The sequence below is a fragment of the Vicinamibacterales bacterium genome (assembly GCA_036504215.1).
GTDB lineage: Bacteria > Acidobacteriota > Vicinamibacteria > Vicinamibacterales > Fen-181 > FEN-299.
The window spans coordinates 142,693-164,902 of record DASXVO010000070.1 but is presented as its reverse complement, the minus strand read 5'-3'; the positions used below and the strand labels follow the sequence as shown (position 1 = coordinate 164,902).

General features: G+C 67.7%; 19 protein-coding genes. 12 read left to right on the top strand and 7 right to left on the bottom strand.

Annotated features, from left to right (window positions below; translation table 11 throughout):
- Positions 1-21: 21 nt before the first annotated feature.
- Positions 22-408 carry a BlaI/MecI/CopY family transcriptional regulator gene (locus VGK32_19725; GenBank protein ID HEY3384000.1) on the bottom strand — a complete coding sequence of 129 codons (387 nt, stop codon included), beginning with the start codon at positions 406-408 and terminating at the stop codon, positions 22-24.
- A 129-nt stretch (positions 409-537) separates the two neighbouring features.
- Here VGK32_19725 and VGK32_19720 point away from each other — a divergent pair, with 129 nt between their 5' ends.
- The 3 genes from VGK32_19720 to VGK32_19710 are packed head-to-tail and all read left to right on the top strand — an operon-like array spanning position 538 to position 3,010.
- Positions 538-1,137, top strand: coding sequence for a hypothetical protein (locus VGK32_19720; protein ID HEY3383999.1), 600 nt, complete (start codon positions 538-540; stop codon positions 1,135-1,137).
- Positions 1,138-1,153: 16 nt separating this feature from the next.
- Entirely contained in the window at positions 1,154-2,179 is a 1,026-nt protein-coding gene (locus tag VGK32_19715; protein HEY3383998.1) for a carboxypeptidase regulatory-like domain-containing protein, read from the top strand.
- A 9-nt stretch (positions 2,180-2,188) separates the two neighbouring features.
- Entirely contained in the window at positions 2,189-3,010 is an 822-nt protein-coding gene (locus VGK32_19710) for a hypothetical protein (protein HEY3383997.1), read from the top strand.
- Here VGK32_19710 and VGK32_19705 read toward each other — a convergent pair.
- Positions 3,007-4,170, bottom strand: a complete 1,164-nt coding sequence (locus tag VGK32_19705) for a pyridoxal phosphate-dependent aminotransferase (GenBank protein ID HEY3383996.1) — start codon at positions 4,168-4,170, stop codon at positions 3,007-3,009. The genes VGK32_19710 and VGK32_19705 overlap by 4 nt on opposite strands.
- Positions 4,171-4,280: 110 nt before the next feature.
- Here VGK32_19705 and VGK32_19700 point away from each other — a divergent pair, with 110 nt between their 5' ends.
- Positions 4,281-6,221: a sulfatase-like hydrolase/transferase gene (locus VGK32_19700; GenBank protein HEY3383995.1), complete on the top strand. Its 1,941-nt coding sequence runs from the start codon at positions 4,281-4,283 to the stop codon at positions 6,219-6,221.
- A 6-nt stretch (positions 6,222-6,227) separates the two neighbouring features.
- Here the strand turns inward: VGK32_19700 and VGK32_19695 are convergent, their stop codons facing one another.
- Together VGK32_19695 and aroF are read right to left on the bottom strand one after the other, a co-directional pair.
- Entirely contained in the window at positions 6,228-6,419 is a 192-nt protein-coding gene (locus tag VGK32_19695) for a hypothetical protein (GenBank protein HEY3383994.1), read from the bottom strand.
- A 291-nt stretch (positions 6,420-6,710) separates the two neighbouring features.
- On the bottom strand, positions 6,711-7,490 hold the full coding sequence (aroF, locus tag VGK32_19690; protein ID HEY3383993.1) for a 3-deoxy-7-phosphoheptulonate synthase: 780 nt from the start codon (positions 7,488-7,490) through the stop codon (positions 6,711-6,713).
- 124 nt (positions 7,491-7,614) lie between these two features.
- Between aroF and VGK32_19685 the strand changes: the two genes are divergently transcribed.
- From VGK32_19685 to VGK32_19660, 6 genes are read left to right on the top strand one after another with little or no spacing between them, the layout of a single operon-like run.
- A complete protein-coding gene (locus VGK32_19685; protein ID HEY3383992.1) occupies positions 7,615-8,673 on the top strand; it encodes a chorismate-binding protein in 1,059 nt (352 codons plus the stop codon).
- 2 nt (positions 8,674-8,675) lie between these two features.
- Positions 8,676-10,355 (top strand): 2-succinyl-5-enolpyruvyl-6-hydroxy-3-cyclohexene-1-carboxylic-acid synthase, encoded by a 1,680-nt coding sequence (menD, locus tag VGK32_19680; GenBank protein ID HEY3383991.1) that lies wholly within the window; start codon positions 8,676-8,678, stop codon positions 10,353-10,355.
- On the top strand, positions 10,352-11,107 hold the full coding sequence (locus VGK32_19675) for a hypothetical protein (protein HEY3383990.1): 756 nt from the start codon (positions 10,352-10,354) through the stop codon (positions 11,105-11,107). The genes menD and VGK32_19675 overlap by 4 nt, the downstream gene beginning before the upstream one ends.
- 2 nt (positions 11,108-11,109) lie before the next feature.
- Positions 11,110-11,940: a 1,4-dihydroxy-2-naphthoyl-CoA synthase gene (gene menB, locus VGK32_19670; GenBank protein HEY3383989.1), complete on the top strand. Its 831-nt coding sequence runs from the start codon at positions 11,110-11,112 to the stop codon at positions 11,938-11,940.
- Between the two features lie 2 nt (positions 11,941-11,942).
- Positions 11,943-12,842, top strand: coding sequence for a 1,4-dihydroxy-2-naphthoate octaprenyltransferase (gene menA / locus VGK32_19665; GenBank protein HEY3383988.1), 900 nt, complete (start codon positions 11,943-11,945; stop codon positions 12,840-12,842).
- Entirely contained in the window at positions 12,842-14,071 is a 1,230-nt protein-coding gene (locus VGK32_19660) for an AMP-binding protein (GenBank protein ID HEY3383987.1), read from the top strand. The genes menA and VGK32_19660 overlap by 1 nt, the downstream gene beginning before the upstream one ends.
- Here VGK32_19660 and VGK32_19655 read toward each other — a convergent pair.
- Both VGK32_19655 and udk read right to left on the bottom strand, forming a co-directional pair.
- Positions 14,027-14,452, bottom strand: coding sequence for a thioesterase family protein (locus VGK32_19655; GenBank protein ID HEY3383986.1), 426 nt, complete (start codon positions 14,450-14,452; stop codon positions 14,027-14,029). The two genes, VGK32_19660 and VGK32_19655, sit on opposite strands and share 45 nt — an antisense overlap.
- Positions 14,453-14,456: 4 nt before the next feature.
- Positions 14,457-15,080, bottom strand: coding sequence for a uridine kinase (gene udk / locus VGK32_19650; GenBank protein ID HEY3383985.1), 624 nt, complete (start codon positions 15,078-15,080; stop codon positions 14,457-14,459).
- A gap of 623 nt (positions 15,081-15,703) precedes the next feature.
- Between udk and VGK32_19645 the strand changes: the two genes are divergently transcribed.
- Positions 15,704-18,661 carry a carboxypeptidase regulatory-like domain-containing protein gene (locus VGK32_19645; protein ID HEY3383984.1) on the top strand — a complete coding sequence of 986 codons (2,958 nt, stop codon included), beginning with the start codon at positions 15,704-15,706 and terminating at the stop codon, positions 18,659-18,661.
- Between the two features lie 58 nt (positions 18,662-18,719).
- Here the strand turns inward: VGK32_19645 and VGK32_19640 are convergent, their stop codons facing one another.
- Complete coding sequence (locus tag VGK32_19640; GenBank protein HEY3383983.1) at positions 18,720-19,364, bottom strand: DsbA family protein; 645 nt, start codon at positions 19,362-19,364, stop codon at positions 18,720-18,722.
- A 119-nt stretch (positions 19,365-19,483) separates the two neighbouring features.
- On the opposite strand from VGK32_19640, the gene VGK32_19635 reads away from it, so the two are divergent.
- A complete protein-coding gene (locus VGK32_19635; GenBank protein HEY3383982.1) occupies positions 19,484-22,210 on the top strand; it encodes a serine/threonine-protein kinase in 2,727 nt (908 codons plus the stop codon).

Below are 22,210 nucleotides of genomic sequence, written 5' to 3'. Positions count from 1 at the left end.
CGAGGGTCCCGTCCGGCCGTCCTACGGCATCTCCTTCAGCCGCTCGTCCACGAGTCGTCGGATCTCGACTAGTTCTTCTCGGCTCGGGCGGCGCGCGCCGAGGGCCTGTGTCACCAGCCTGACCACCGATCCGTCGAACGCCCGGTCGAGCAGATCGCGCACCAGCTGACGTTGCGTCTGTTCCTCGGAGAGCTTCGCGCGGTAGACGTGCGTCCGGTCCGACTCGTCGCGAACGACGAGCCCCTTCTCCAACATGATCTGCAAGAGCTTCAGCACGGTCGTATAGCCGGTCGGCCGATCGCGCCGGAGGACGTCCACCGCCTGCCGGACGGTGCTCGGGCCGCGGGCCCAGAGGACACGCAGGATGGCCAGCTCGGCATCGGTGGGGCGGGGAGGAGTGGTCAGCACTCCTGCAGGTTATACGAAGTAATTCGTAGTGCTCAAGCGGTCTTCGGGCCAGGTGCCTGCGGCCCCTCGGACAAGCCCCCCGCAGATCGATGTCACGGCGCGCAAAAGGGAAAATGGTATAAGTGAAAGATGCGATTCCTCTTCGCGATTGGCATCGGTGCCCTGTGCCTCGCGCTCTCACCCGCCGTGTCTGCCACCGTTCTGATCTCCGGCGATCTCGGCGATCTCGCTCGCGGCGCGGCGGTCGTCGTTCGAGGCCGCGTGGTGGCTGTGCGCACGGACTGGGCTGACGGCCGTCGTCGCGTTGTCACCATCGTGACGGTGGCGGTGGACGAGACGTTCAAGGGGCCAGTGGGCAGTCAAGTCAGCTTCACCGTGCCCGGCGGCCTCATGGGGCGCTACCGCAGCATCATGGTGGGCGCGCCGACGTTTCATGAAGGCGACGAGGCGGTGTGGTTCCTTGGGGCGCAGCCGCCGGCACTGCCCTACGTCCTCGGCCTCGGGCAAGGCGTATTTCGCATCGAGCGGGACACCCGCACGGGCCAGACGAGCGTGAAGCCCTCAGCACTCCTGTCCGACCCTGCCGGGCCGGTCACCGTTCAGCGCGGCGATCCCTCACGCCCGGCGCAGTCGCTCGACGCCTTCTCCGCCATGCTCCGCGGTGTCCTCTCAACGGCACGCGCGAAGGAACGGCGGGAGCAGACGCGGGCGACCAAGGGACTCCGGTAGACCGAAAGGACCGATCATGCGACGCTTCAGCGCAGTCGGCCGACGACTGGCCATCGCGCTCTCGTTTCTCGTGGCCGCCGGACACGCCTGGCAGGTCGAGGCGTACCAGACGTTCGGCGTGAGCGTCGGTGGGAGGGTTGTCGAGCTGAAATGGCCCCATCTCCCCGTCCGTTACTACGTCACCGATCGCAGCGCGCCCGGCGTGTCGGCAGCCGGCTTCCGCGACGCGGCGGGACGCGCCTTCGCCACCTGGGCCAGCGTGCCGACGGCGAGCGTGTCGGCGCAGTTCGCCGGCTTCACGTCGGCCAACCCGGGCGACGACGATGGGCAGAACACGCTCGGCTTCATGAGCCGGCCCGACCTCCAGCGCGTGCTCGGCGCGACCAACTTCCTCATCGACGACACGACCGGCGAACTCCTCGAGTCGGACATCTTCTTCAACACGGCGTTCCCGTGGTCGGTGGCGGCAGGGGGCTCAGCGGGATCCTTCGACCTCGAGTCGATCATCCTGCACGAGACGGGGCACATGTTCGGCCTCGGCCACTCCGCGCTCGGTGAGACGGAGTTGCGGTCCGGCGGCGGACGCCGGGTGATCGCCGCCGACGCGGTGCTGTTCCCCATCGCGTTCTCGCCCGGGAACATCACCGATCGGACGCCGTTCGCCGACGACATCGCCGGCCTGTCGGAACTCTATCCGCGCACCGGGTTTACGTCGGAGAGCGGCAGCATGAGCGGGCGCGTGACCAAGAACGGGCAGGGCGTCTTCGGCGCGCACGTCGCGGCCTTCAACCCGCGGACGGGAAACCTGGTCGGCGGATTCACGGGGAACGGCGAGGGCCGATTCACGATTGCGAGCCTGGCACCGGGCCCGTACATCGTCCGGGTCGAACCGGTGGACGATGCGGACCTCGACAGCTTCTTCGATGACGCGAGCATCCCCAAGGTGGACCTCAACTTCCGCATCGCCTACTACGAGGGCTTCGTCGTCGTGCCCGCGGGCGGCGGGTCGCTCACGTTCGAGGTCAAGGTCGTGGCGAAATAGGAGGCGCGCGTGACGACGAAGAAGCTCGGATTTCTGGCGGCCTTGGCAGGCCTGGGGTTCGTCCTGACAACCGGTGCGGTTCGCGCGCAGAGCCCCAATACGGCTGGTGATGTCAGCCCAGGCGATGCAGGGAGCGTGCAGCGGGGGCCGGCGATCGCGGCCACGGCCGCCAGGTCGGGCGCGGGTCCGAGGGGGCTCGGGCGGGCGCGGTCGATCGAGGTGTCGGCGTCGGTCGTCTGGATGGCGCCGGCTTCGCTCGGGTCCAGCACCGCCCGCATGGTCACCAACGACGCGTCCGGGTCGCCATACCTGTACTTCACAGCCAGCGCCGACCTGCAGTCGGCGGCTGGCCTCGAGACGCGGTTCACCTACAACCTCACGCGGATGTTTGCCGTTGAAGGCGGCCTGACGTACAGCCGGCCAGGTGTCAGCTTCACGATCGCGAACGATGTCGAGGGCGTACCCGGCTTCACGGCCACGGGAGAGTCGATCTCGCAGTTCTTCCTCGACGTGAACGCGATCGCCTACATCCCGGGCGCCACGCTGGCTGGCGGCAAGGTACGGATGTTTGCGGAAGGTGGCGTCGGGTATCTCCGTCAGCTACACGGCCAAACGGGCCCAATGGCGGGGTATCTGACCGCCGAGACCGGGCAGGTCTACCATGTGGGCGGAGGCCTGAAGTATTTCTTCCGCGTGCGCCCGAAGGGTCTGGTGAAGGGGCTTGGCGTGCGTGTGGACGGGCGTCTCTACATCATGAACGGCGGCTTCAGCTTCGACGGCCGAAAGCCGAAGACGGCCGCGCTCGGCGCAGGCATCGTGGCGGCGTTCTAGCCGACGATCGCGCGCAGGCCGGTCGTCAGGCGCCGCATGCCCTCGGCGACGCTGCTGCGGTCGAGCGCGCCGTACGAGACGCGCAGGTAGCAGCCCTCGGCCAGGCCAAACGCCACGCCGGGCACGGTCGCCACCCGGTGCTCGAGGATCAGGCGCCGCGCGAGCGTCAGGGAGTCGATGTCGGACGCGACCCGCACGAAACAATAGAACGCTCCGTCGGGTCGCGGCACGGCGCAAATATCTCGAACCGTGGTGAACGCCTCGAGCACGAGTGTGCGCACGCCGGCGAGGCTCCCGACTTGTCCCCGGCAATACCCCGACCCCATCCCCAGTGCGGCGCATGCCACCGCCTGCGACACCAGCGGCGGGCAGATCAGGTTCGTGTCCTGAATCTTGTTGACCGCCTCGAAGAGCCGGCCGGGAATCACCATGTAGCCGATGCGCCAGCTCGCCATGCCGTAGGTCTTCGACAGGGAGAAGAGCGAAATCGTGTGCGCGGCCGCCTCGGCCGCCGAGCACGGCGAGAAGTGCCGGACGCCGCCGTAGGTGAAGTACTCGTACGCCTCGTCGTGGATGTGGTACAGGCCGTGGTCCGCGCAGAGGCGGTTCACGTCGCGGACGGCCGCCTCGGGATACACGGCGCCGCTCGGATTGTTGGGCGAGATCGTGACGACGGCGCGGGTGCGCGGGGTGATCGCCGCGCGGATGGCACCCGGCTGCAGATGGTAGTTGGAGTCGGTCGGCACGGCGACCGTCCGACAGCCAGCCATGACGATCGCCATGTCGTGGTTGAAATAGAACGGCGTCTGGAGGATGACCTCGTCGCCCGGATCGGTCACCGCGAGCACCGCGTTGACGAACGCCATGTTTCCGCCAGCCGTCACCACGATCCGCCGCTCGTCGCCGATCAGGGCGCCGTTCTCCTCGGCGAGCTTGCGTCTGACCGCGTCGACCAGCGCCGGCGACCCCTCGACCGGACCGTAGCGATGGTCATCGGCGGCGCCGCCGAACGACTCGAGCGCGCGTAGCGCGCCTGGCGGGGGGCCGTACGACACGATGCCCTGCCCGAGAGACACCGTACCCGGCGTGCACCGGATCAGGTCGGTGAGGATCGGGATGATCGGCGCCTGCACATCCAGCATTCGTCTGACGTCGCGCATGGCCCATTATCACCCGCCCGGCCTGGCACCGACGCCTTTCGTTGTGCGCGACTTCGCCGGGGTGTGGCCCGCCCGGGACGGCGAACCGCATGCTAAGATCGGTTGTTTCCATGCGACGGCTTCATCCGTTCCTTCTCACCGCACTCGTCCCGCTGCTGGCGCGCGTCGTCGGCCTCGTGTCGTATTTCCTCGCATCCGATCCGGCCGGTCACCCGACCACGCCGTCACCCATCTCGAGCCTGGTCGTCGTGCTGCCCTACCACGTGTGCGTGCTCGGTGGTGTGTCGGCGGCGGCCCTGCTCGCCTGGAACCTGCTGCCGCGGCTGAGGCCGCTCGTCGCGGTGGCCGCGGTGGCGCTGACGGCCGTGCTCACGTTCACCGGGGAGACGGACCGGCAGATGCTGCGGTTCCTGGGGCACGGCTTCACGCTGGCGACCGTGCAGACCTACTTCAATTCGTCGATGTTCGGAGACGAGGTGCTCGGTCCACTGTCGATGGACTGGCCTCACCTCGCGATGTCTCTGACGATCATCGCGCTTGCCACGCTTCTGGCTGCGTGGAGCGGTTGGCGCGCCGTGCGGACGGCGCGCGGTCGGCAGGTGTCCTGGTTCGCGGTCGTCCTGTTCGCGCTGATGCCGGCCTGCCTGACGGTCGGGTTGTTCCGCGACGCCCCCCGTCCCCCCGAACTGGCGTTTGCCGTCAGCATCGCGGGATTCAACGGGATGCCTGCGCCAGCCGATGAACGGCAGGCCGTGGAGGAACTCCGGGCGCTCGTCGACGCGCCGGCCGGCACGCGTTGGCTCGACCCGCGCCTGCCGCTCGTGCGCCAGGAACCGCCGCCGCCGGAGCCGCCGCCTGCGTCGGCAGCAGAACGGCCCGATATCGTCCTGCTCGTCGTCGAATCGCTTCGCGGCCACGACCTCGGGTTCTCGTCGGGGCGGACCCCCAGCGTGACGCCGAACCTCGATGCGTTGGCGGCGCACGGCGTGGCCTTCCCGCGGTACATCGCGAACGGGTTCTCCACGGCCTCCTCGTTCATGACGCTCCACACGTCGATGTGGACGCATCGCGAACGGCTGCTGGCAGCGGACCTCACCGACGTCGGGACCGACGCCTTTCCCCTGCGGCTTCGCCGGCTCGGGTACGAGACGACGTTTGTGTCCGGCTCGAATCCGAACTTCGACAACATGATGCTGTGGCTGCGCCGGTGGTACCGGCGGCTGGATTTCGAGATCGCCGGGAACCAGTGGGTCTACACCCGGCGAATGAGCGACCGGGAACTCGTCGACCGGATGATCGGGCAGATCCAGGGCCACGACCGCGAGGCGCCGAACACGCCCCTGCTGCTGTGCGCCTTCACGGCTGGCACCCACACGCCCTACACGCCGGAGGATTCGTACTTCGTCCCGTTGTCGGCCGCCGGGGATGCCAATCGCGTCGATACCCGGGGCATGACCGATCCGCAACAGCGGTACGACATCGTGATCCGAAACCTGGACGCCCAGTTGCTCCGGCTGACCGAGGCCCTGAACGCGCGGCCTCGCCGCGATCGGACGGTGCTCATCGTGGTGGGCGATCACTCCCACTTCACGAGCGAGGAGTACCCGGAGCAGCTGCGGGGCATGCCGATTGACTCGCTGGAATGGACTGGCGGCGTGATTGCCGGACCGGAGTCGCTCGTGGGACCGCCGCGCCGGGTCGAGGCTGTCCGCAGCCACGTGGACCTGATGCCGACGATTCTTCGTTTGGCGGGTGATCGGGGACCAACGGCCGCGATGGGGAAGGACCTTCTGCACGGCGAGGCCGCTCCGACGACCATCGCCATCCGCGAGGGCGGGATCCGCGTGGACCGTGGCGGGGCCGCGGTGTTGTTCGAACCGGGCCGCGTCGATCACGTCTGGGCGTTCACTCCATTTCAGCAGCGCGACACGTTCCGGCCGACGCTCGACGGCACGCCGTTCACACGGGACGAGCTGACCCGCATCGACCGCGCAGTCGTCTTCTGGTCCTACCTCATCGAGAAGGACCGCGTGTGGCGATCCCGGAAGTAACGACCGCTATGCCGCCTCGGGGCGACGCCGCCGCTCGTCGTGCAGCTCCTGCTCGAGGCGCCACACTTCGCCTTCCAGTTCGATTTCGAGGTCGCCCCAGCCCTCCGATTCGACCTCTTCGACGGTCATGTGTCGGTAGGCGCTCAAGATGGTCCTCAACTCCTGGAGTCTGACTGCCTTTGCGTTTGGCCTCTTCATGACCTCTCCTTGATCTTCCTGCGGCCGGCTCTGTATCGGCCCTATTCCATTCCTATCAAGTCAGGATTTCGGGCCCGTTAACAACGCCGCCATTTTCGAGCTGTCAGAACGCCGACAGGGTGACCTCGCCTCCGGTCACCCTCCCCAGCCAGCGCCGTGTTCACCCCCGAAAATGCTCCTCAATGGAGAGGTCTGTGCGGAGGCCGCACGGCAGTGACCGTTCACTTCAATCGGAAAGCACAAGCTGTGCCGTACTGTGGTGGGCGGGATACCAGATGTGGACGCGAAGCGCTATGCGGTCTTCCCGAGGACGGGAAGGATGGGCCGGAGCGCCTGCATCATCTCGGCAAATCCGTCGAGCGTGAGCGCCTGAAAGCCGTCGCTGCGGGCATGCGCGGGGTCATGGTGGACTTCCACCATCACGCCGTCGAGGCCGGCGGCGGCCGCTGCCAGGCACATGGGCGTCACGAGATCCGGTTGGCCGGTTCCGTGGGACGGGTCCACCAGCACGGGAAAACGGGACCGTTGACGCGCCCACACGGCGCCGGCCAGGTCGAGCGTATTGCGGGTCTCGGTCTCGAACGTGCGGATCCCGCGCTCGCAGAGGATGATGGACTCGTTCCCGCCCTCGACGACGTATTCCGCGGCGAGCAGCCACTCCTTCAGCCGGGCCGCCAGGCCGCGTTTGAGCAGGACCGGCGTCCGCGTTTCGCCGAGGGCCTTGAGCAGCGCCGTGTTGTGCATGCTGCGCGACCCGACCTGCAGGACGTCCACGTGGCCGGCGAGCAGGTCGACTTGCTCGGCCGCCATCACTTCGACGACGAACGGCAGCCCGGTGTCGTGCCGCACTTCATCCACCAACGCCAGCGCTTCCTGGCCGAGGCCCTGGAAACTTCGCGGGTCGGTCCGCATCTTGAACACGCCGCCCCGCACGGCCGTTGCGCCCTCGCGTTGAATGGAGCGGACGATGGTGAGCAACTGCTCGCGGGATTCGATCACGCAGGGACCCGCGATGACCGTGAAGCGGGAGCCACCGATCAGACTGGCGCCGACCGCAACCGTGCCGCTCATCGGCCGCCCGCCGTGTCGGGTGTGTGTGCGGACATCCAGCGCTCGATCCTATCAAATCAGGGCGCCGAGTCAGTAGGCGGAATGCGAGTCCGGGCGCGCCACCCGTTATAATCACCAGATATCGATGTTGACCGCGCTGGCCTTCCTGCAAACCGGCCCAGACGCCCTCGCGTGCGTCGAAGGGCAGCTCCATCCTGTCGCCTATCCGACGGCCGGGTCACCGGCGTTCCTCGCTCCCGATTTCTCGCTGTCGATCGAGCACCCGTGGTGGTTCGTTCCCGGCGGGGCCCCGCTGCGTACGCTGACGCGGACCGAGTGGTCGGAACAATTCCCACCGGTGGCAGGGTCGCGTGTGAGGCCCGCGTGGCAGTCGGCGGACGAAGCGCGCTTCGCCCGCGGGTTCCGCGCGCTCCAGGGATACCTGGCGAGCGGTCAACTGCGCAAAGGCGTGCCGGTATCCGTCATCACGGCCGATGTCGGCGGGGAGGAAGCCGCGCGGGTATTCCGCCAGGCGCTCGCGTGCGTCCCCGCGCTGCCGGCGAGCCTGATGGCGTACGGCTTCTACCAGCCGCCGCAGGGTGACCGGGGCCTGGAGTTCCTGATCGGCGCGACGCCGGAACTGCTCTTCGAGTTGGACGAACCGACGCGCCTGCTCACAATGGCCGTGGCCGGTACGCGACCGACGGCGGCGGGGCCGGCCGGCCTCGAGGCGAGCCCCAAAGAACGCGACGAGCACCAGAGCGTGGTCGAAGACCTGCTCGCTCAACTCGGTGAGTGGGGACAGCCGGTCGCCTCGACCACGGAGGTGCGGAGCTTCGGGCGGCTTCAGCATCTGGTGGCCGAAATCCGTCTCGACGCGGCGTGCGCCCTCGATTTCGAGACGGTTGCCCGGAAGCTGCACCCGACGCCGGCGCTGGGGGTCTATCCGCGGACCCCGGTCGGCGCGCGTTGGCTCGAGGGGATCGATCCGCGCAGGGAACGCGGCCGCTTTGGCGCGCCGTTCGGCCTGCGGTTGCCGTCGGGTGGAGGACGCTGCCTGGTCGCGATCCGGAACCTGCAGTACCGTGATGGGCGGCTGGAGATCTGGGCGGGGTGCGGAGTCGTGCCGCAGAGCCGGTATGAGGACGAGTGGGAGGAGATCCTGCACAAGGTCGAGACCGTGAGGGCGCTGTGGGAGGTCTAGGCGTGAACCAGGCGCTGGCGCTCGAGGTCGTCGAGCGGTTGCTGGCCGCCGGTGTCCGCACCTTCTGCCTGTGTCCTGGCGGGCGGAACGCGCCGCTCGTCGAAGTGCTCGAGCACGTGCCCGCCGAGGTGTTGTCGTTTTTCGAGGAGCGCAGCGCCGCCTTCTTCGCGCTCGGGCGCGCTCGGCGCGACGAGACGCCGACGGCGGTCGTCACCACCTCTGGAACCGCGGCTGCCGAGTTGTTGCCGGCGATGGTCGAAGCCTCCTACTCGGGCCTTCCGCTCGTGGCCGTCACCGCCGACCGCCCGAAGATCTACCGCGGGACCGGGGCGCCGCAGACGATCGAGCAGGCGCGCCTCTTCGGGGTGTACGCACGGACGTTCGTCGATCTCGACGCGCCGGGTGACAACTGGCCGATCGACACGTGCGCCGGGCCGGCGCACGTCAACGTCTGTTTCGACGAGCCGCTGCTGGGCGGCTGGCAGCCGAGTCAGCGGGCACCGAGGCCGGCGGCTGCCGAGTCGGTGCCCGCGGCCACTGAGACACGAGTGGCCCGGGCGTCTCGCCCGTGCGAGGCCTCGGCAGCGCGAGTGGCTCGGGCGTCTCGCCCGTGCGAGGCCGCGGCAGCGCCAGTGGCTCGGGCGTCTCGCCCGTGCGAGGCACACGTTCGTCAGGTCGAGGGCTTCCTCTCGACGATCCGCGCGCCGCTGGTGATGCTGGGTGCGCTGCACCGGGCGGACGACCGCGAGCGCGTCCACGCGTTCGCCACCGGTTTGCAGGCGCCGGTCCTGGCGGAGGCGAGTTCGCACCTGAGGCACAGCCTCGGCGCGATCGCGCTCCGGAGCGGCGACGCCGCCGCCGAGCGCGGCCTGAGCGCCGGCCTGTTCGACGCCGTCATCCGCGTTGGGGAGATCCCGTCGTGGCGCGTCTGGCGCGACCTCGAGGCGAAATACCGGCTGCCGACGCTGTCGATGTCGCGCACCGAGTGGCGCGGACTGACCCACGGCACGCACCTCAGGATTCCCTCCGACGTTCCGCTGCCATTACCCGACGTGTGCGCCGAACCGGTGGGCCGACCGGGCACACGCCGGATCATCGAATGGGACCGCCGGATCGAGCAGGCGACAACCGCGTTGCTGCACACCTTCCCGGACAGCGAGCCGGCGCTCGTCCGGCGATTGTCGGAGACGGTTGCGCCCGGGTCGTTCGTCTACGTCGGCAACAGCCAGCCGATTCGCGAGTGGAATCGGTTCGCGACCTTCGACGATCGCGGCTGGACCATCGGCGAGAGCCGAGGCGCCAACGGGATCGACGGACAGGTCTCCACGTTTCTCGGCATGGCCCGCCCGGGCGGGGACAACTGGGCGCTCGTGGGGGATCTCACGGCGCTCTACGATCTGCCATCCCTCTGGGCGCTCCGTCACCTCGCACGGCACCGCCTGCGTCTCGTCGTGATGAACAACGGCGGCGGCCGGATCTTCGACCGGATGTTCCGGAGCGAGCGCTTTCAGAATCGACACGCCGTGGGGTTCGAGGCGTGGGCCGCGATGTGGGGGCTCGACTACGCGTGCGATCTCTCGGCCCCTGCGCTGGAGAGCCAGGCCGTTCTGATCGAATTGCGTCCGGACGAGGACCAGACGCGCGAGTTCTGGGTGCGGCTGACGGCGGAGACACGCGCGTGAACGGGTCTCGTTACCATCTCATCGCCCTGCACGGCTTCCTGGGACGCGCCTCCGATTGGGATCCGCTCGTCCCGTGCTTCCCCGCGGCGCGGCTCACGGCTATCGACCTGTGGCCCGTGGTGTCCGAGGCGTCCGGCTGGTCGTCGGTCGGCCCGGTCCTCGCGGCGCGCCTCGCGCAGGCCCGGAGCCAGGTCGCGCTGCCGGCCTACCTGGTCGCGTACTCGTTCGGCGCGCGGCTCGCGCTGGCCATCGACGCGCTCGGCGCCGGCCGCACGCTCGTTGACGGTGCCTGCCTCATCTCGTGTCAGCCGGGCTTCCACGCCGAGGACGAGGCTGCTCGATCGACCCGACGAACAGCCGACAAACGCTGGGCCCAGCGCATCCGCGACCTGCCAGCCGAGGACCTCTGGCGCGCATGGGACGCGCAGCCGGTGTTTGCTGGCTCGGCGGCGCCGCAACGATCAGGAGACCTGCCCGCACCGCGAGGCGTGCTGGCGGCCGCGCTCGGCGCGTTCTCCCTGGCGGACCAGCCGGATTTCCGAGGGCGGCTGCTCGCGTGGCAGCGGCCGTTGCTGTGGCTGTCCGGCGCGAACGACCCGAAGTTCGATGCGGTCGCGCGGGGCCTCGAGAGCGACGGGGTGCCCGCCCGCTTCGTTTCGTGTCAGGATGCCGGGCATCGGGTCCCGTGGGACAATCCGGCGCGGTTCGCGGCGGTTGTCACCGAGTGGATCGATGGTGTGACGGGAGCATGACGATGAGCACACGCGACGAGCGCTGGCAGGCCATCAAGACGTACGAAGACATCCTGTTCCTCAAGACGGACGACGGGATCGCAAAGGTCGTCATCAACAGGCCCGCGCGCAGGAACGCCTTCCGGCCGAAAACGGTGACGGAACTGATCGACGCCTTCACCCTGTGCCGCGAGGACCCGTCGATCGGCGTGGTGATCCTGACGGGCGCGGGGGACAAGGCCTTCTGCTCGGGCGGCGATCAGAAGGTGCGCGGCGACCAGGGCTACCTGGACGAGGGCGGCGTGCCGCGCCTGAACGTGCTCGACCTGCAGAAACAGATTCGCGCCCTGCCGAAGCCTGTCATCGCGATGGTGGCCGGCTACGCGATCGGCGGCGGACACGTCCTGCACATCGTGTGCGATCTCACGATTGCGGCCGACAACGCGATCTTCGGCCAGACCGGCCCGAAGGTCGGGTCGTTCGACGGCGGACTCGGCTCCAGCTATCTCGCGAGGATCGTCGGCCAGAAGAAGGCCCGGGAGATCTGGTACCTGTGCCGGCAGTACAACGCGCAACAGGCGCTCGACATGGGCCTGGTCAATACCGTGGTCCCGCTGGCGGATCTCGAGAAGGTCGCGCTCGAGTGGGCCCGCGAGATGCTGGCGCACTCGCCGCTCGCGCTTCGCTGCCTGAAGGCCGCGTTGAACGCCGACTGCGACGGTCAGATCGGGCTGCTGGATCTGGCTGGCAATGCGACGCTCCTCTACTACATGAGCGAGGAGGCGCAGGAAGGGAAGAAGGCGTACCTCGAGAAGCGGAAACCGGACTTCAAGAAGTTCCCGAGGCTTCCGTAGTCATGGTGGCCATCGAGACGGGGGCGGTGCGGCCGTGGCTGCTCGCGGCGCGGCCGAAGACGCTGACGGCGAGCCTGTCGCCCGTCATGGTCGGCACCGGCCTGGCCGTCGGGCTCCTTCCCGGGACGGTCTCGCTCTGGTTGTCCGCCCTGGCGCTCGCGTCGGCGCTGTGCATCCAGATCGCCACGAACCTCGTCAACGACGCGGCGGACTTCGAACGAGGCGCCGATACGGCCGAACGTCTCGGACCGACGCGCGTCACCCAGAGCGGCCTGCTGCACGGCGGGCGCGTGATGCTCGGCGCCGCCCTCTTCTTCCTGATGGCCATCTTGTTGGGCGTGCCGCTCGTCGTGGCCGGCGGCCCCCCCGTCGTGATCATCGGCCTCCTGTCGATCGTGGCCGGCTACGCCTACACCACCGGGCCATTCCCGCTCGCGTATCTTGGCCTCGGTGAAGTGTTCGTGCTGCTGTTCTTCGGCGTCGCCGCCGTGAAAGGCATGGCGTACGTCTTGACGGGGCAGTCGCTCTCGCCCTGGGCAGAACTCGGAGCGCTCCAGGTGGGCTTCCACAGCTCGGCGCTGCTCGCCGTCAACAACTGTCGCGACATCGTGGGCGACCGCAAGGCGGGGAAGCGGACGCTGGCGGCCCGCTGGGGCCAGGGCTTTGCGCGGGTGGAGATTGCCGGGCTGGTCGCGCTTCCTTACCTCATCGGCGCGTGCTGGCTGCGAATCGACCGGCCGTGGGCCGCGATGCTCCCGGTGTTGACGTTGCCGCTCGCCGTCCGGCTGGTGGTCGGCGTGTGGCGCGAGCCGCCGAGCCGCCGGTTCAACATCTTCCTCGCGCAGACGTCGCTGCTGCAGTTGACGTTCAGCGCCCTCGTCGCCCTCGGCCTGGTGCTGTGATGGGCGACGGCTTCTATTTCGATCCGGCGGACCGCGCGATCGACTGGGGGGCTGGCGACTCGCTGATACTCGTCAACCCGGAATGGCGACGGCGCGAACCCGAGTCGTTCGATGCGGCCCGTCGCCGGCTGCCGACGCTGGACGGCCACGTCTGGATCTCGACCTCCGGCGCCAGCCGGGATCGGCCGGGCCGGATCCGCTGGGTCGCGTTGTCGAAGGCCGCACTCCTCGCTTCGGCCGCCGCGGTCAACGCGCATCTCGGCGCCACGGCCGTCGATGTCTGGGCGCATGCCTTGCCGATGTTTCACGTCGGCGGAGTCGGTATTCTGGCACGCGCCCGGCTGGCCGGCTCGCGGGTGGTCCCGGCGATTGCGGCGCGTTGGGACGCGCGGCACTTCCACCTGCAGGCTGGCGACACGCGGGCAACGCTGAGCGCGCTCGTCCCGTCGCAGATCCACGATCTCGTCGAGGCCGGTCTGGCCGCCCCGCCGTCGATGCGGGCCATCGTGGTCGGGGGGGCACGCCTCGATGCCGACCTCTATCGCCGGGCCCGGGCCCTCGGCTGGCCGTGCCTGCCGAGCTACGGCCTGACCGAGACGTGCTCGCAGGTGGCCACGGCGTCGCTGGCGACGCTGTCTTCGACCGAGGTCCCGACGGTCCTTCCGGTGCTCGGGCACGCGGAGATGAGGGCGAACGAGGCGCAGCGGCTCTCGATTCGCGGGACGTCACTCCTGACGTGCTACGCGGAGTTGGATGGCGACGACGTGCGCGCATGGGATCCGAAGCAGGACGCCTGGCTCGAAACCGAGGACCTCGGGCGCGTCGATGCTCTGGGCGTGGAAGTGTTCGGCCGGACATCCGAGTCCGTCAAAGTCCTCGGCGAGGTGGTTTCGTTGCCGCGCGTCGAGGAGCACGCGCGACGATGGGCCGCAGGCGAAGCGCTGTTTGCGGGGATGGCGCTCGATCTGGCTGTCGTGGCGCTGCCGCATCCGCGCGCCGGCCACGAGTTGGTGCTGGTGCTGTCGAGCGATGGCAGGGATCGACTCGAGCCCCTCACCACCGGTAGATTGTGGCCGTCGTTCGACCAGTTCGAGCAAGAAGCGCTCCTGCCCTTCGAGCGCATCCAACGCGTCGTCTGGGTGGACCGGATCCCGCGGACACCGCTCGGCAAGTGCCGGCGCGCGCTACTGGCGCGCGAGGTGGGCCTCCAGGCGGGCCCGGATCTCTGACGGGATCGGCGTCTTCCGGAACTGCCGCGCGTCGGCGAAGACGTGCACGACTTTCGTTTCCGCACACACCACCGGCTCGGGACCGGTGCGGTCGACGAAGCGTGTGGCCACCTCGAACGACGACTCGCCAAGGTGAGACACCTCCAGCTCGGCGACATACGTTCGTCCGGGCCTGAGCGGCTGGTGGAACGTCGATTCCGCGTGCCTGATCGGCATGACGTAGCGGTCGTTGAGGAACCAGTCGTCCCACCGGTCCACCACCTCCGCCACGACGAACTCCTCGAACACGCGGTGCGCCACCGTGTGCAGGCGGCCATAGAAGAGGATGCCGCGCGCATCGGCTTCATCGAACCGGATGGTGACGGGGCGTGAGAAGGGCATATGGCTACCGGCTCGCCAGGCTCCGAATCATCGTGAGCAGCATGTCGATGGCGACCGCGTTGTGCCCGCCGCGAGGGACGATGATGTCGGCGTAGCGCTTGGTCGGCTCGACGAACTCCAGGTGCATCGGCTTCACGGTGCTGAGGTACTGCTCGATTACCGACTCCATCGTGCGACCGCGCTCGGCGACGTCGCGCCGCAGCCGCCTGATGAACCGCGTGTCATCGTCGGTATCGACGAAGATCTTCATGTCCATCAGGTCGCGCAGTGCCGAGTCCGCGAAGATCAGGATGCCTTCGACGATAATCGCGCGGCTGGGGTGGGCGGTTTCCGTCGTATGCCGGCGGGCGTGGCGCGCGAAGTCGTAGAGGGGAAGCTCGACCGCCAGTCCGGCGCGCAGCTCATTGAGGTGCCGGACCATCAGGCCGGTTTCGAGCGAGTCGGGATGGTCGTAGTTGAGCGCGGCGCGTTCCTCGAGCCGCAGCTCCGGGTGGTCGCGGTAGTACCGATCGTGTTCGAGCACGATGACGTGTTCGTCGCCGAGGCTCTCGATGATCCTGCTCACGACCGTGGTCTTGCCCGAACCCGAACCGCCCGCCACCCCGATCACCACCGGACTGCTCGCCATCGTCCCTCCCAGGCTGTGCCGTTCGCCCGACAGCATATCACCGGCGTCGGATCCTGCCCCCTAACTGCTTGGTTGCTCTCCAGTTGCGAGGTGGGAGAAGCCGTGGTAGGGTTTACCAACGCGCGGCCGCGAACGAGAGTTGGAACGATCGACCACTTTTCCGGAAGTGCCGCTCTACCCCAGTCGTGGCGATTATTGCGATCATCGATTCTGGGGACGTCGGCAGGAATTGACTGTTCGACGGACATAGATCACGAATACCCGGCACATCCCCTGCGGCATCGGCATGCGCCACCATCCTGCTTTGCCCTACTACCGGCGTCGATCCGGCAGTTTGGATGTCCGAATTCAGGAAATGGGATTCTCGTGGCGTAGTTGGCAAGTTGTTCAGGCGCATTTCGACCGCGATCGGAGAATCTCAGCCTGATTCGAAGAGTATCATTTTCGTCTGCCAGGGCACGCCCGTCAGCATTCACCTTGCATAGGCGGTCGCTGCCCCCCAGGCCCAACACGCGTTTTCCCGCTGTCGTCCGTCCGCTCTGCAGCCCCCAGACCGCACCGTTCGCGTGAGTACTTGCGTCGTGTAATGCTGTTCACGTAGTGGAGAGGGTTGAGGGTTGATTATGTCGAAACGTGTGCTCTTCTTCGCGCTTGCGTGTTGCCTGGCCTGGGCAGGAGTCTCCTTCGGCCAGGGCAACACCATGGGTACTCTCTCCGGGAAGGTCATCGACCCGGACGGGCTGGCGATCCCGGGAGTCACCATCACGGTTTCGTCAGCCAACATGCAAGGCGTTCGCACGGTCGTGTCGTCGGCCAATGGCGACTTCGTGCTGCCGCTACTGCCCGCCGGCGACTATCGCATCGCGTTCGAGCTGGCAGGCTTCAACACCGCGACGCTCGAACAGCGCGTATCACCCGGCGAGACAACCGTGCTCGCCGCGGTGAAGTTGGCGCTCGCGTCGGTCAGCGAAACCGTCACGGTCATCGGCAAGGTCGAGAACTTTGCGCAGACGGCCACCGCATCGATCAGCTACAAGTCGGACTTGATCCAGAAGCTGCCGACCAACCGATCGCTGACCGACACGGTGCTGCTGGCGCCCGGCGTCAACAATACAGGGCCGAGCGGGAACGTCACCATATCGGGCGCCCTCTCTTACGAAGGTCTCTACCTCCTCAACGGCGTCGTCATCAACGAGAACCTGCGGGGCCAGCCGCTCGGGCTGTTCGTCGAGGACGCCATCCAGGAGACGACCACCACGACCGGTAGCGTGTCGGCCGAGTACGGCCGGTTTGCTGGCGGGGTCGTGAACACCATCACGAAGTCCGGCGGCAACGTGTTCAGCGGGTCGGTCCGCGTGAATCTCGAGAACGATTCGTGGCGCAGCACGACGCCGTGGGGCGAACCGAAGTCGAACGTGACTGTGCCAACTTACACCTACACCATAGGTGGGCCGATCCTGAGGGACAAGCTCTGGTTCTTCCACGACGGCCGATATCGGAAGACGGCGACCTCCGGGACGTTTGCGTATTCGGCGCTCCCCTACGATCAGACGTCGAAGGAATACCGCCTCGAAGAGAAGTTGACCTATGCAATCACGCCGAACCACAACATCCGCGGCACGGCGTTCCACCTCGCGACGACCGCGCACAACTACTGGTTCAGCGGCATGGATCCGCGGCTGATGTACGACCGGCGTCTGCCGCAAAGCATGTACTCGCTGAACTACAACGGGATCATGTCCTCGAAGTTCTTCTTCGAACTGCAGTACTCGCAGCGCCATCTCGCGTGGGAGAACGACGGGTCGCGCTTCACGGATCGGATCTTCGGCACTCAGCTCACGGACCGCACCAAGACGGTGTTCTGGTCACCAACCTTCTGCGGGGTGTGCACTGGCGAGAGCCGCGACAACCAGGACATCCTCGCGAAGGGCAACTACTTCCTGTCCACCGCGAAGGCCGGCTCGCACAACATCGTGTTCGGCGTCGACGTGTTCAAGGACTATCGCTTCTCGAACAACCACCAGTCGGGCAGCGACTTCATCGTGTCGGTGCCGCGGTCGATCCAGAACGGCGGCGATTTCTACCCGGTGTTCACGAACACGACGGCGGCAAGCCAGACAACCATCAGCTACCGGCCGATTCTCGTTCCCACCAAGGGCACGAACATCTGGACCTATTCCGGGTTCTTCAACGACTCGTGGCGCCTGAACAACAACATCAGCTTCAACCTGGGGCTCCGGTGGGACCGCAACCGCAGCATCGACAGCAGCGGCGCGGAGGTTGCGAAGGATGCGACCTTCAGCCCACGGCTCTCGATGACATGGGATCCGAAAGGTGACGGCAAGACGACGGTGTTTGGCGCGTACGCGCGGTACGTTGCCGGCATGGCGAACAGCGTCGCGGATGCCGGTTCGGCCGGGGGCCAGCCCGCGCTGTACCAGTGGTACTACCAGGGATCGACCGTCAACACGGCAGCGAGCGGACCGTACCTGACCCCGGACCAGGCGCTGCCGACCCTCTTCGCGTGGTGGGATGCGCAGGGCGGCGCGAACAATCCGAACCTCGTGGCGGTCACGATTCCGGGCTTGAGCACCAAGATCGGCGGGGACCTGAAGGCGCAGTACATGACCGAGTTCATGGCCGGCATGAGTCACAACTTCGGTCGCGTGCTGCTGCGGGTGGACGGGTCGTATCGCCCCGCCTCGAACTTCTACGGCAACTTCACGAGCATGGTCACCGGCAAGGCGACCAATCCGGTCAGCGGCGCGAAGTACGACCTCACGCTGGTGCAGAACACCAGTTCCGTGTGGCGTCGGTACTGGGGCATCAACACCCAGGTGTCCTGGCGCGTCAATCGGAGTCTGAACCTCGGCGGCAACTGGACGATCGCCGAGAACCGCGGCACCGTCGAAGGCGAGAACTCGGGCAGCGGCCCGATCCGGACCGGCGCCAATCAGTACATGGAATACAAGGACCCGACGTGGAACTATCCCGAAGGGGACCTCAGTTCAGACCAGCGGCATCGTGGCCGGATCTACGCGAACTACGACAGGCCACTCGGCCGCTTTGGCAGGCTCGGCGTCGGTGTGCTGCAGATGGTCAACAGCGGGTCGCCGTGGGGCGCATCGGCCGGCATCGACATGCGGCCGTTCGTCACGAACCCCGGCTACTCGACCCCGCAGGGCGGGTCGACGGTGACGTACTTCTTCACGGCGCGCGACGCGTACCGTGGCGACTGGAACATCCGGACGGATCTGTCCCTCAATTACTCGTATCGTTTCGGTAAGGTCGAGGCGTTCTGGCAGGGCCAGTTGCTCAACGTGTTCAACCGGGCGGCCTGGACGGGCACGGGCAGCCTGAACCAGAACGTGTTCACCGCGGCGTCGGCTGGCACCATCAAAGGGTTGGTGGCGTTCAACGCCTTCTCCACGACCCCGGTCGCGGGCGTGAACTACGTGATGGATCCGGGGACGACGAGTAAGGACCTGGCAGGCAATCCAGTGGCGTTCGGTCAGCCGCTGTCGGCTAACGCCTACCAGACGCCGCGTACGTTCCGCTTGAACTTCGGCGTGCGGTTCTAGAGAAGGGTCGGCACTTCGGCCGTTGGACCGGGGCGAGGGGACGGCCCCTCGCCCCGTTTCACGCCCCGAGATTCCTCAGGATCGCCTCGAGGTCCGACCATGCCGGGGCGCCCTCATACTTCTGGCCGTTGATGATCAGCGTCGGCGTGGCGCGCACGCCGAATTCGTTCGTCCCGACATCGCTCATCCCCAGGATCCCGTTCTGCAACTCCCGGTAGGCGAGACAGGCATCGACGTCCGCGGAGGTCATGCCGATCGGCGCAACCGTCTGCTTCAGCGCGCCAACCCAGTCGTTTGAGTGCGACCACGTGGACTGAGACTGGTAGAGCCGTTCGAGGGCGCCGAAATACCGGTCCCCGCTGCATCGGGCGATCATCGACGCCGAGAGCGCGACGCCGTCGAGCGGGTAGTCGCGGTAGATCAGCTTCACCTTCCCTGTGTCCAGATAGCCAGTCTTCAGCAGCGGCAGCGTGTTCACGTGAAAGTCGCCGCAGTGGGGACAGGAGAGCGACGAGTACTCGATGATCGTCACCGGGGCCTGGCTCTGCCCGAGCACCTTGTCGGCCAGCATCGACTCGAGCGACGGCAGGGGAGTGGTCGGCCCGGAGGTGGACGACGGGGCAGACGGCGACGAGTTACGTCCGCAGGCGCCCACGACGAGTGACGAGCACAGGACGACGACGCTCAGCAGCCGGAAGGACATTGGAGGGATCTTCACACCGAGTCGGTCGGCGAGGCAAGTCAGTCGATGAACTGAGTCAGTCGATGAATCAGATCAGTCGGCGCTCGACTGGCCCACGCCGTGCGACTAGAATTCGCGGGATGTCTCGAACCTGTCCGTCCTGTTCGTCGCTGAACGTCGAGTCGGCCCGGTTCTGTCCGTCGTGCGGCCACGTGCTGCCCGTCACCACCCCGTCACCGGCGGCCGCCGCGGCAGCGTTGGGAGACGATGAGGGGCTCACAATGGGCGCTGGCGCCGCCCCGTGCGTTTCGCCATCCCAGCCGGCCGTCACCGGCCCGGCCCCGAGGTCGGGTTCGGGCCCGATCGCCGCCGGCCGGTTCGTGCCTGGCACCGTGCTGGCCGGCCGCTACCGCATCATCGGCCTGCTCGGCCGCGGTGGGATGGGCGAGGTGTACCGCGCCGACGACCTGATGCTCGCGCAGCCGGTCGCCCTCAAGTTCCTGCCGGTCGATCTGTCGCGCGACGCCGGACGCCTTGCCAGGTTTCGCGACGAGGTCCGGACCGCCCGAGAGGTGTCGCATCCCAACGTCTGCCGGGTGTACGACATCGGCGAGGTGGCGGGCGACCACTTCCTATCGATGGAGTACATCGATGGCGAGGACCTCGCCTCGCTGCTCCGGCGCATCGGCCGCTTGCCCCAGGACAAGGGCGTGGAAATCGCACGGCAGCTGTGTGCGGGGCTGGCGGCTGCCCACGACCGCGGCGTGCTCCACCGCGACCTCAAGCCCGCCAACGTGATGATCGATGGCCGGGGGCACGTGCGGCTGGCGGATTTCGGCCTGGCCGGGGCGGCGGCCGGCGGAGCGGATGGCGCCGAGCTGGCGGGAACGCCAGCCTACATGGCGCCCGAGCAGTTCCAGGGCGTGCCGGCCAGCGTCAGAAGCGACATCTACGCTCTGGGTCTCGTCCTCTACGAGTTGTTCACGGGGAAGCCGGTGGTCAGCGGCCGAACGGTCGCCGAACTCGCCCGCCAGCACCGTGAGCAGCGCCCTTCCAGCATGACCACGCTCGTCGGCGAACTGGATCCCGCCATCGAGAAGGCGATCGGGCGCTGCCTGGAGAAAGACCCCGTCGATCGACCGGCGTCCGCACTGTCCGTCTCCGCCGCGCTGCCTGGTGGAGACCCGCTGGCGGCCGCGATCGCTCGCGGCGAAACGCCGTCGCCCGAGCTGGTGGCCGCCGCCGGCGAGATCGGCTTCCTCCCGCCGCTGGCCGGCTTCGGCCTCGTGGGCGTCGTGGTCGCCGGCCTGATCGCCATGACGTTCCTTTTCGCCGATACGCAGGTCGTTCGCCTCGTGCCGATGCCGAGGCCGCCCGAGGTGCTGCGCGATCGCGGGCGGCAGGTGTCGCAGGCGCTCGGGTATCCCGGTCTGCCTGCCCATGTCTCGTCCGGCTTCGGGCACGCTCAGTACATGGTGCACCTCGAACGCCAAGGCACCTTCCCGCGCGACCAGGTGCGCAAGGGGCGGCCGCCGGTCGTCCTCTTCTGGTACCGGGAGAGCCCGGTGCCGCTACGGACCAGCGATTTCCAGACGGGCGGGCGGGTGACGCCGTCCGACCCCGCGCCAGTCGTTCCCGGCATGATCGAGGTCGTGCTCGACCCGATGGGCCGGCTGCGTGGATTCTCGGTCGTGCCGCCCGAGGCGGACAAAGGCGCGGCGATTGCGCCGCCAACCGACTGGTCGCCGTTGTTCCGGGAGGCCGCCCTCGACCCCGCGACGTTCACGGCGGCGACGTCCGAATGGACGCCACCGTCGTTTGCCGACACGCGCGTGGCGTGGGTTGGCTCCTATCCGGAGATGCCCGGCACACGCGTGCGGCTCGAGGCCGCCTCGCTCGGTGGACGGATCGTCTATTTCCGAACCATCGAACCCTGGACCGAACACACCCGACCATCGGTGCCTCAGCGCCGGTGGTTCAACGACGTCGTGGTGCCGGTGGTCTTCTTCGCCCTCATGGGTGGCGCCGGGCTGCTGGCCGTCCGGAACGCGCGGCTCGGCCGCGGCGATCGGCGGGGCGCGTTCCGGGTCGCCTTCTTCCTGGTCGGGCTGGTCTTCGTCAAGGGGCTCATCGGATCGGACGTCGACGCCAGCCTCAACTCCATCCTCATTCTCGTCTTCTACACGCTGTCGCGCGCGCTGCTCTTCGCCGCGCTCTTCTGGGTGGGGTACCTGGCCCTCGAGCCGTACGTCCGGCGGCAGTGGCCGCACACCCTGATCTCATGGAACCGGCTCCTCGCCGGGCGCTGGCGCGATCCGCTCGTCGGACGCGACGTGCTCGTCGGTTGCGCACTGGGCGTGCTCGCGCAGGTCCTGTTCGCGGTCAATGCACAGCTCTCCAACACCCCGACCGACATCGAGACCGGTTCGCTCGACGGACTCCGCTTTGCCGTGGCCGTCATGTTCGCCCGTTCGACCGAAGCGGTCATGTTGAGTACGGGGGTTCTCCTCGGGCTCTTCTTTCTCACGCTGCTCGTGCGGCGCCGGTGGATTGCCGTCGGGCTGGTGACGCTCTTCTTCGGCCTGAACAATGCGGGCGGCGTGGTCGGGAACGGGCTGCAGGTGGGCGTGGGGGCGGCGATCGTCGGCCTGCTGCTGTTCGGCCTCGTCCGCCTGGGTCTGCTGACACTGGTGGCTTCCGTGCTGGCCACGAACCTGACGGGTTCGTTCGCCCTCACATTCGACACGTCGCACTGGTACTCAGCGCTGAGCTATCTCGTGATGGGCGTCGTGGTCGGAGTCGCGCTGCTGGCGCTCTGGCGAGCCACGCCCGTGCGGGCATTGGTGGGGAAGTTGCTGTCGGAGTGA

Coding starts and splice junctions, on each gene's coding strand:
- VGK32_19720 (HEY3383999.1), top strand. CDS start 538: ATGCGATTCCTCTTCGCGATTGGCATCGGTGCCCTGTGCCTCGCGCTC.
- udk (HEY3383985.1), bottom strand. CDS start 15,080: ATGGCGAGCAGTCCGGTGGTGATCGGGGTGGCGGGCGGTTCGGGTTCG.
- VGK32_19700 (HEY3383995.1), top strand. CDS start 4,281: ATGCGACGGCTTCATCCGTTCCTTCTCACCGCACTCGTCCCGCTGCTG.
- VGK32_19695 (HEY3383994.1), bottom strand. CDS start 6,419: ATGAAGAGGCCAAACGCAAAGGCAGTCAGACTCCAGGAGTTGAGGACC.
- VGK32_19685 (HEY3383992.1), top strand. CDS start 7,615: ATGTTGACCGCGCTGGCCTTCCTGCAAACCGGCCCAGACGCCCTCGCG.
- menA (HEY3383988.1), top strand. CDS start 11,943: ATGGTGGCCATCGAGACGGGGGCGGTGCGGCCGTGGCTGCTCGCGGCG.
- VGK32_19635 (HEY3383982.1), top strand. CDS start 19,484: ATGTCTCGAACCTGTCCGTCCTGTTCGTCGCTGAACGTCGAGTCGGCC.
- menB (HEY3383989.1), top strand. CDS start 11,110: ATGAGCACACGCGACGAGCGCTGGCAGGCCATCAAGACGTACGAAGAC.
- VGK32_19655 (HEY3383986.1), bottom strand. CDS start 14,452: ATGCCCTTCTCACGCCCCGTCACCATCCGGTTCGATGAAGCCGATGCG.
- VGK32_19715 (HEY3383998.1), top strand. CDS start 1,154: ATGCGACGCTTCAGCGCAGTCGGCCGACGACTGGCCATCGCGCTCTCG.
- VGK32_19705 (HEY3383996.1), bottom strand. CDS start 4,170: ATGCGCGACGTCAGACGAATGCTGGATGTGCAGGCGCCGATCATCCCG.
- VGK32_19660 (HEY3383987.1), top strand. CDS start 12,842: ATGGGCGACGGCTTCTATTTCGATCCGGCGGACCGCGCGATCGACTGG.
- aroF (HEY3383993.1), bottom strand. CDS start 7,490: ATGAGCGGCACGGTTGCGGTCGGCGCCAGTCTGATCGGTGGCTCCCGC.
- VGK32_19645 (HEY3383984.1), top strand. CDS start 15,704: ATGTCGAAACGTGTGCTCTTCTTCGCGCTTGCGTGTTGCCTGGCCTGG.
- VGK32_19640 (HEY3383983.1), bottom strand. CDS start 19,364: ATGTCCTTCCGGCTGCTGAGCGTCGTCGTCCTGTGCTCGTCACTCGTC.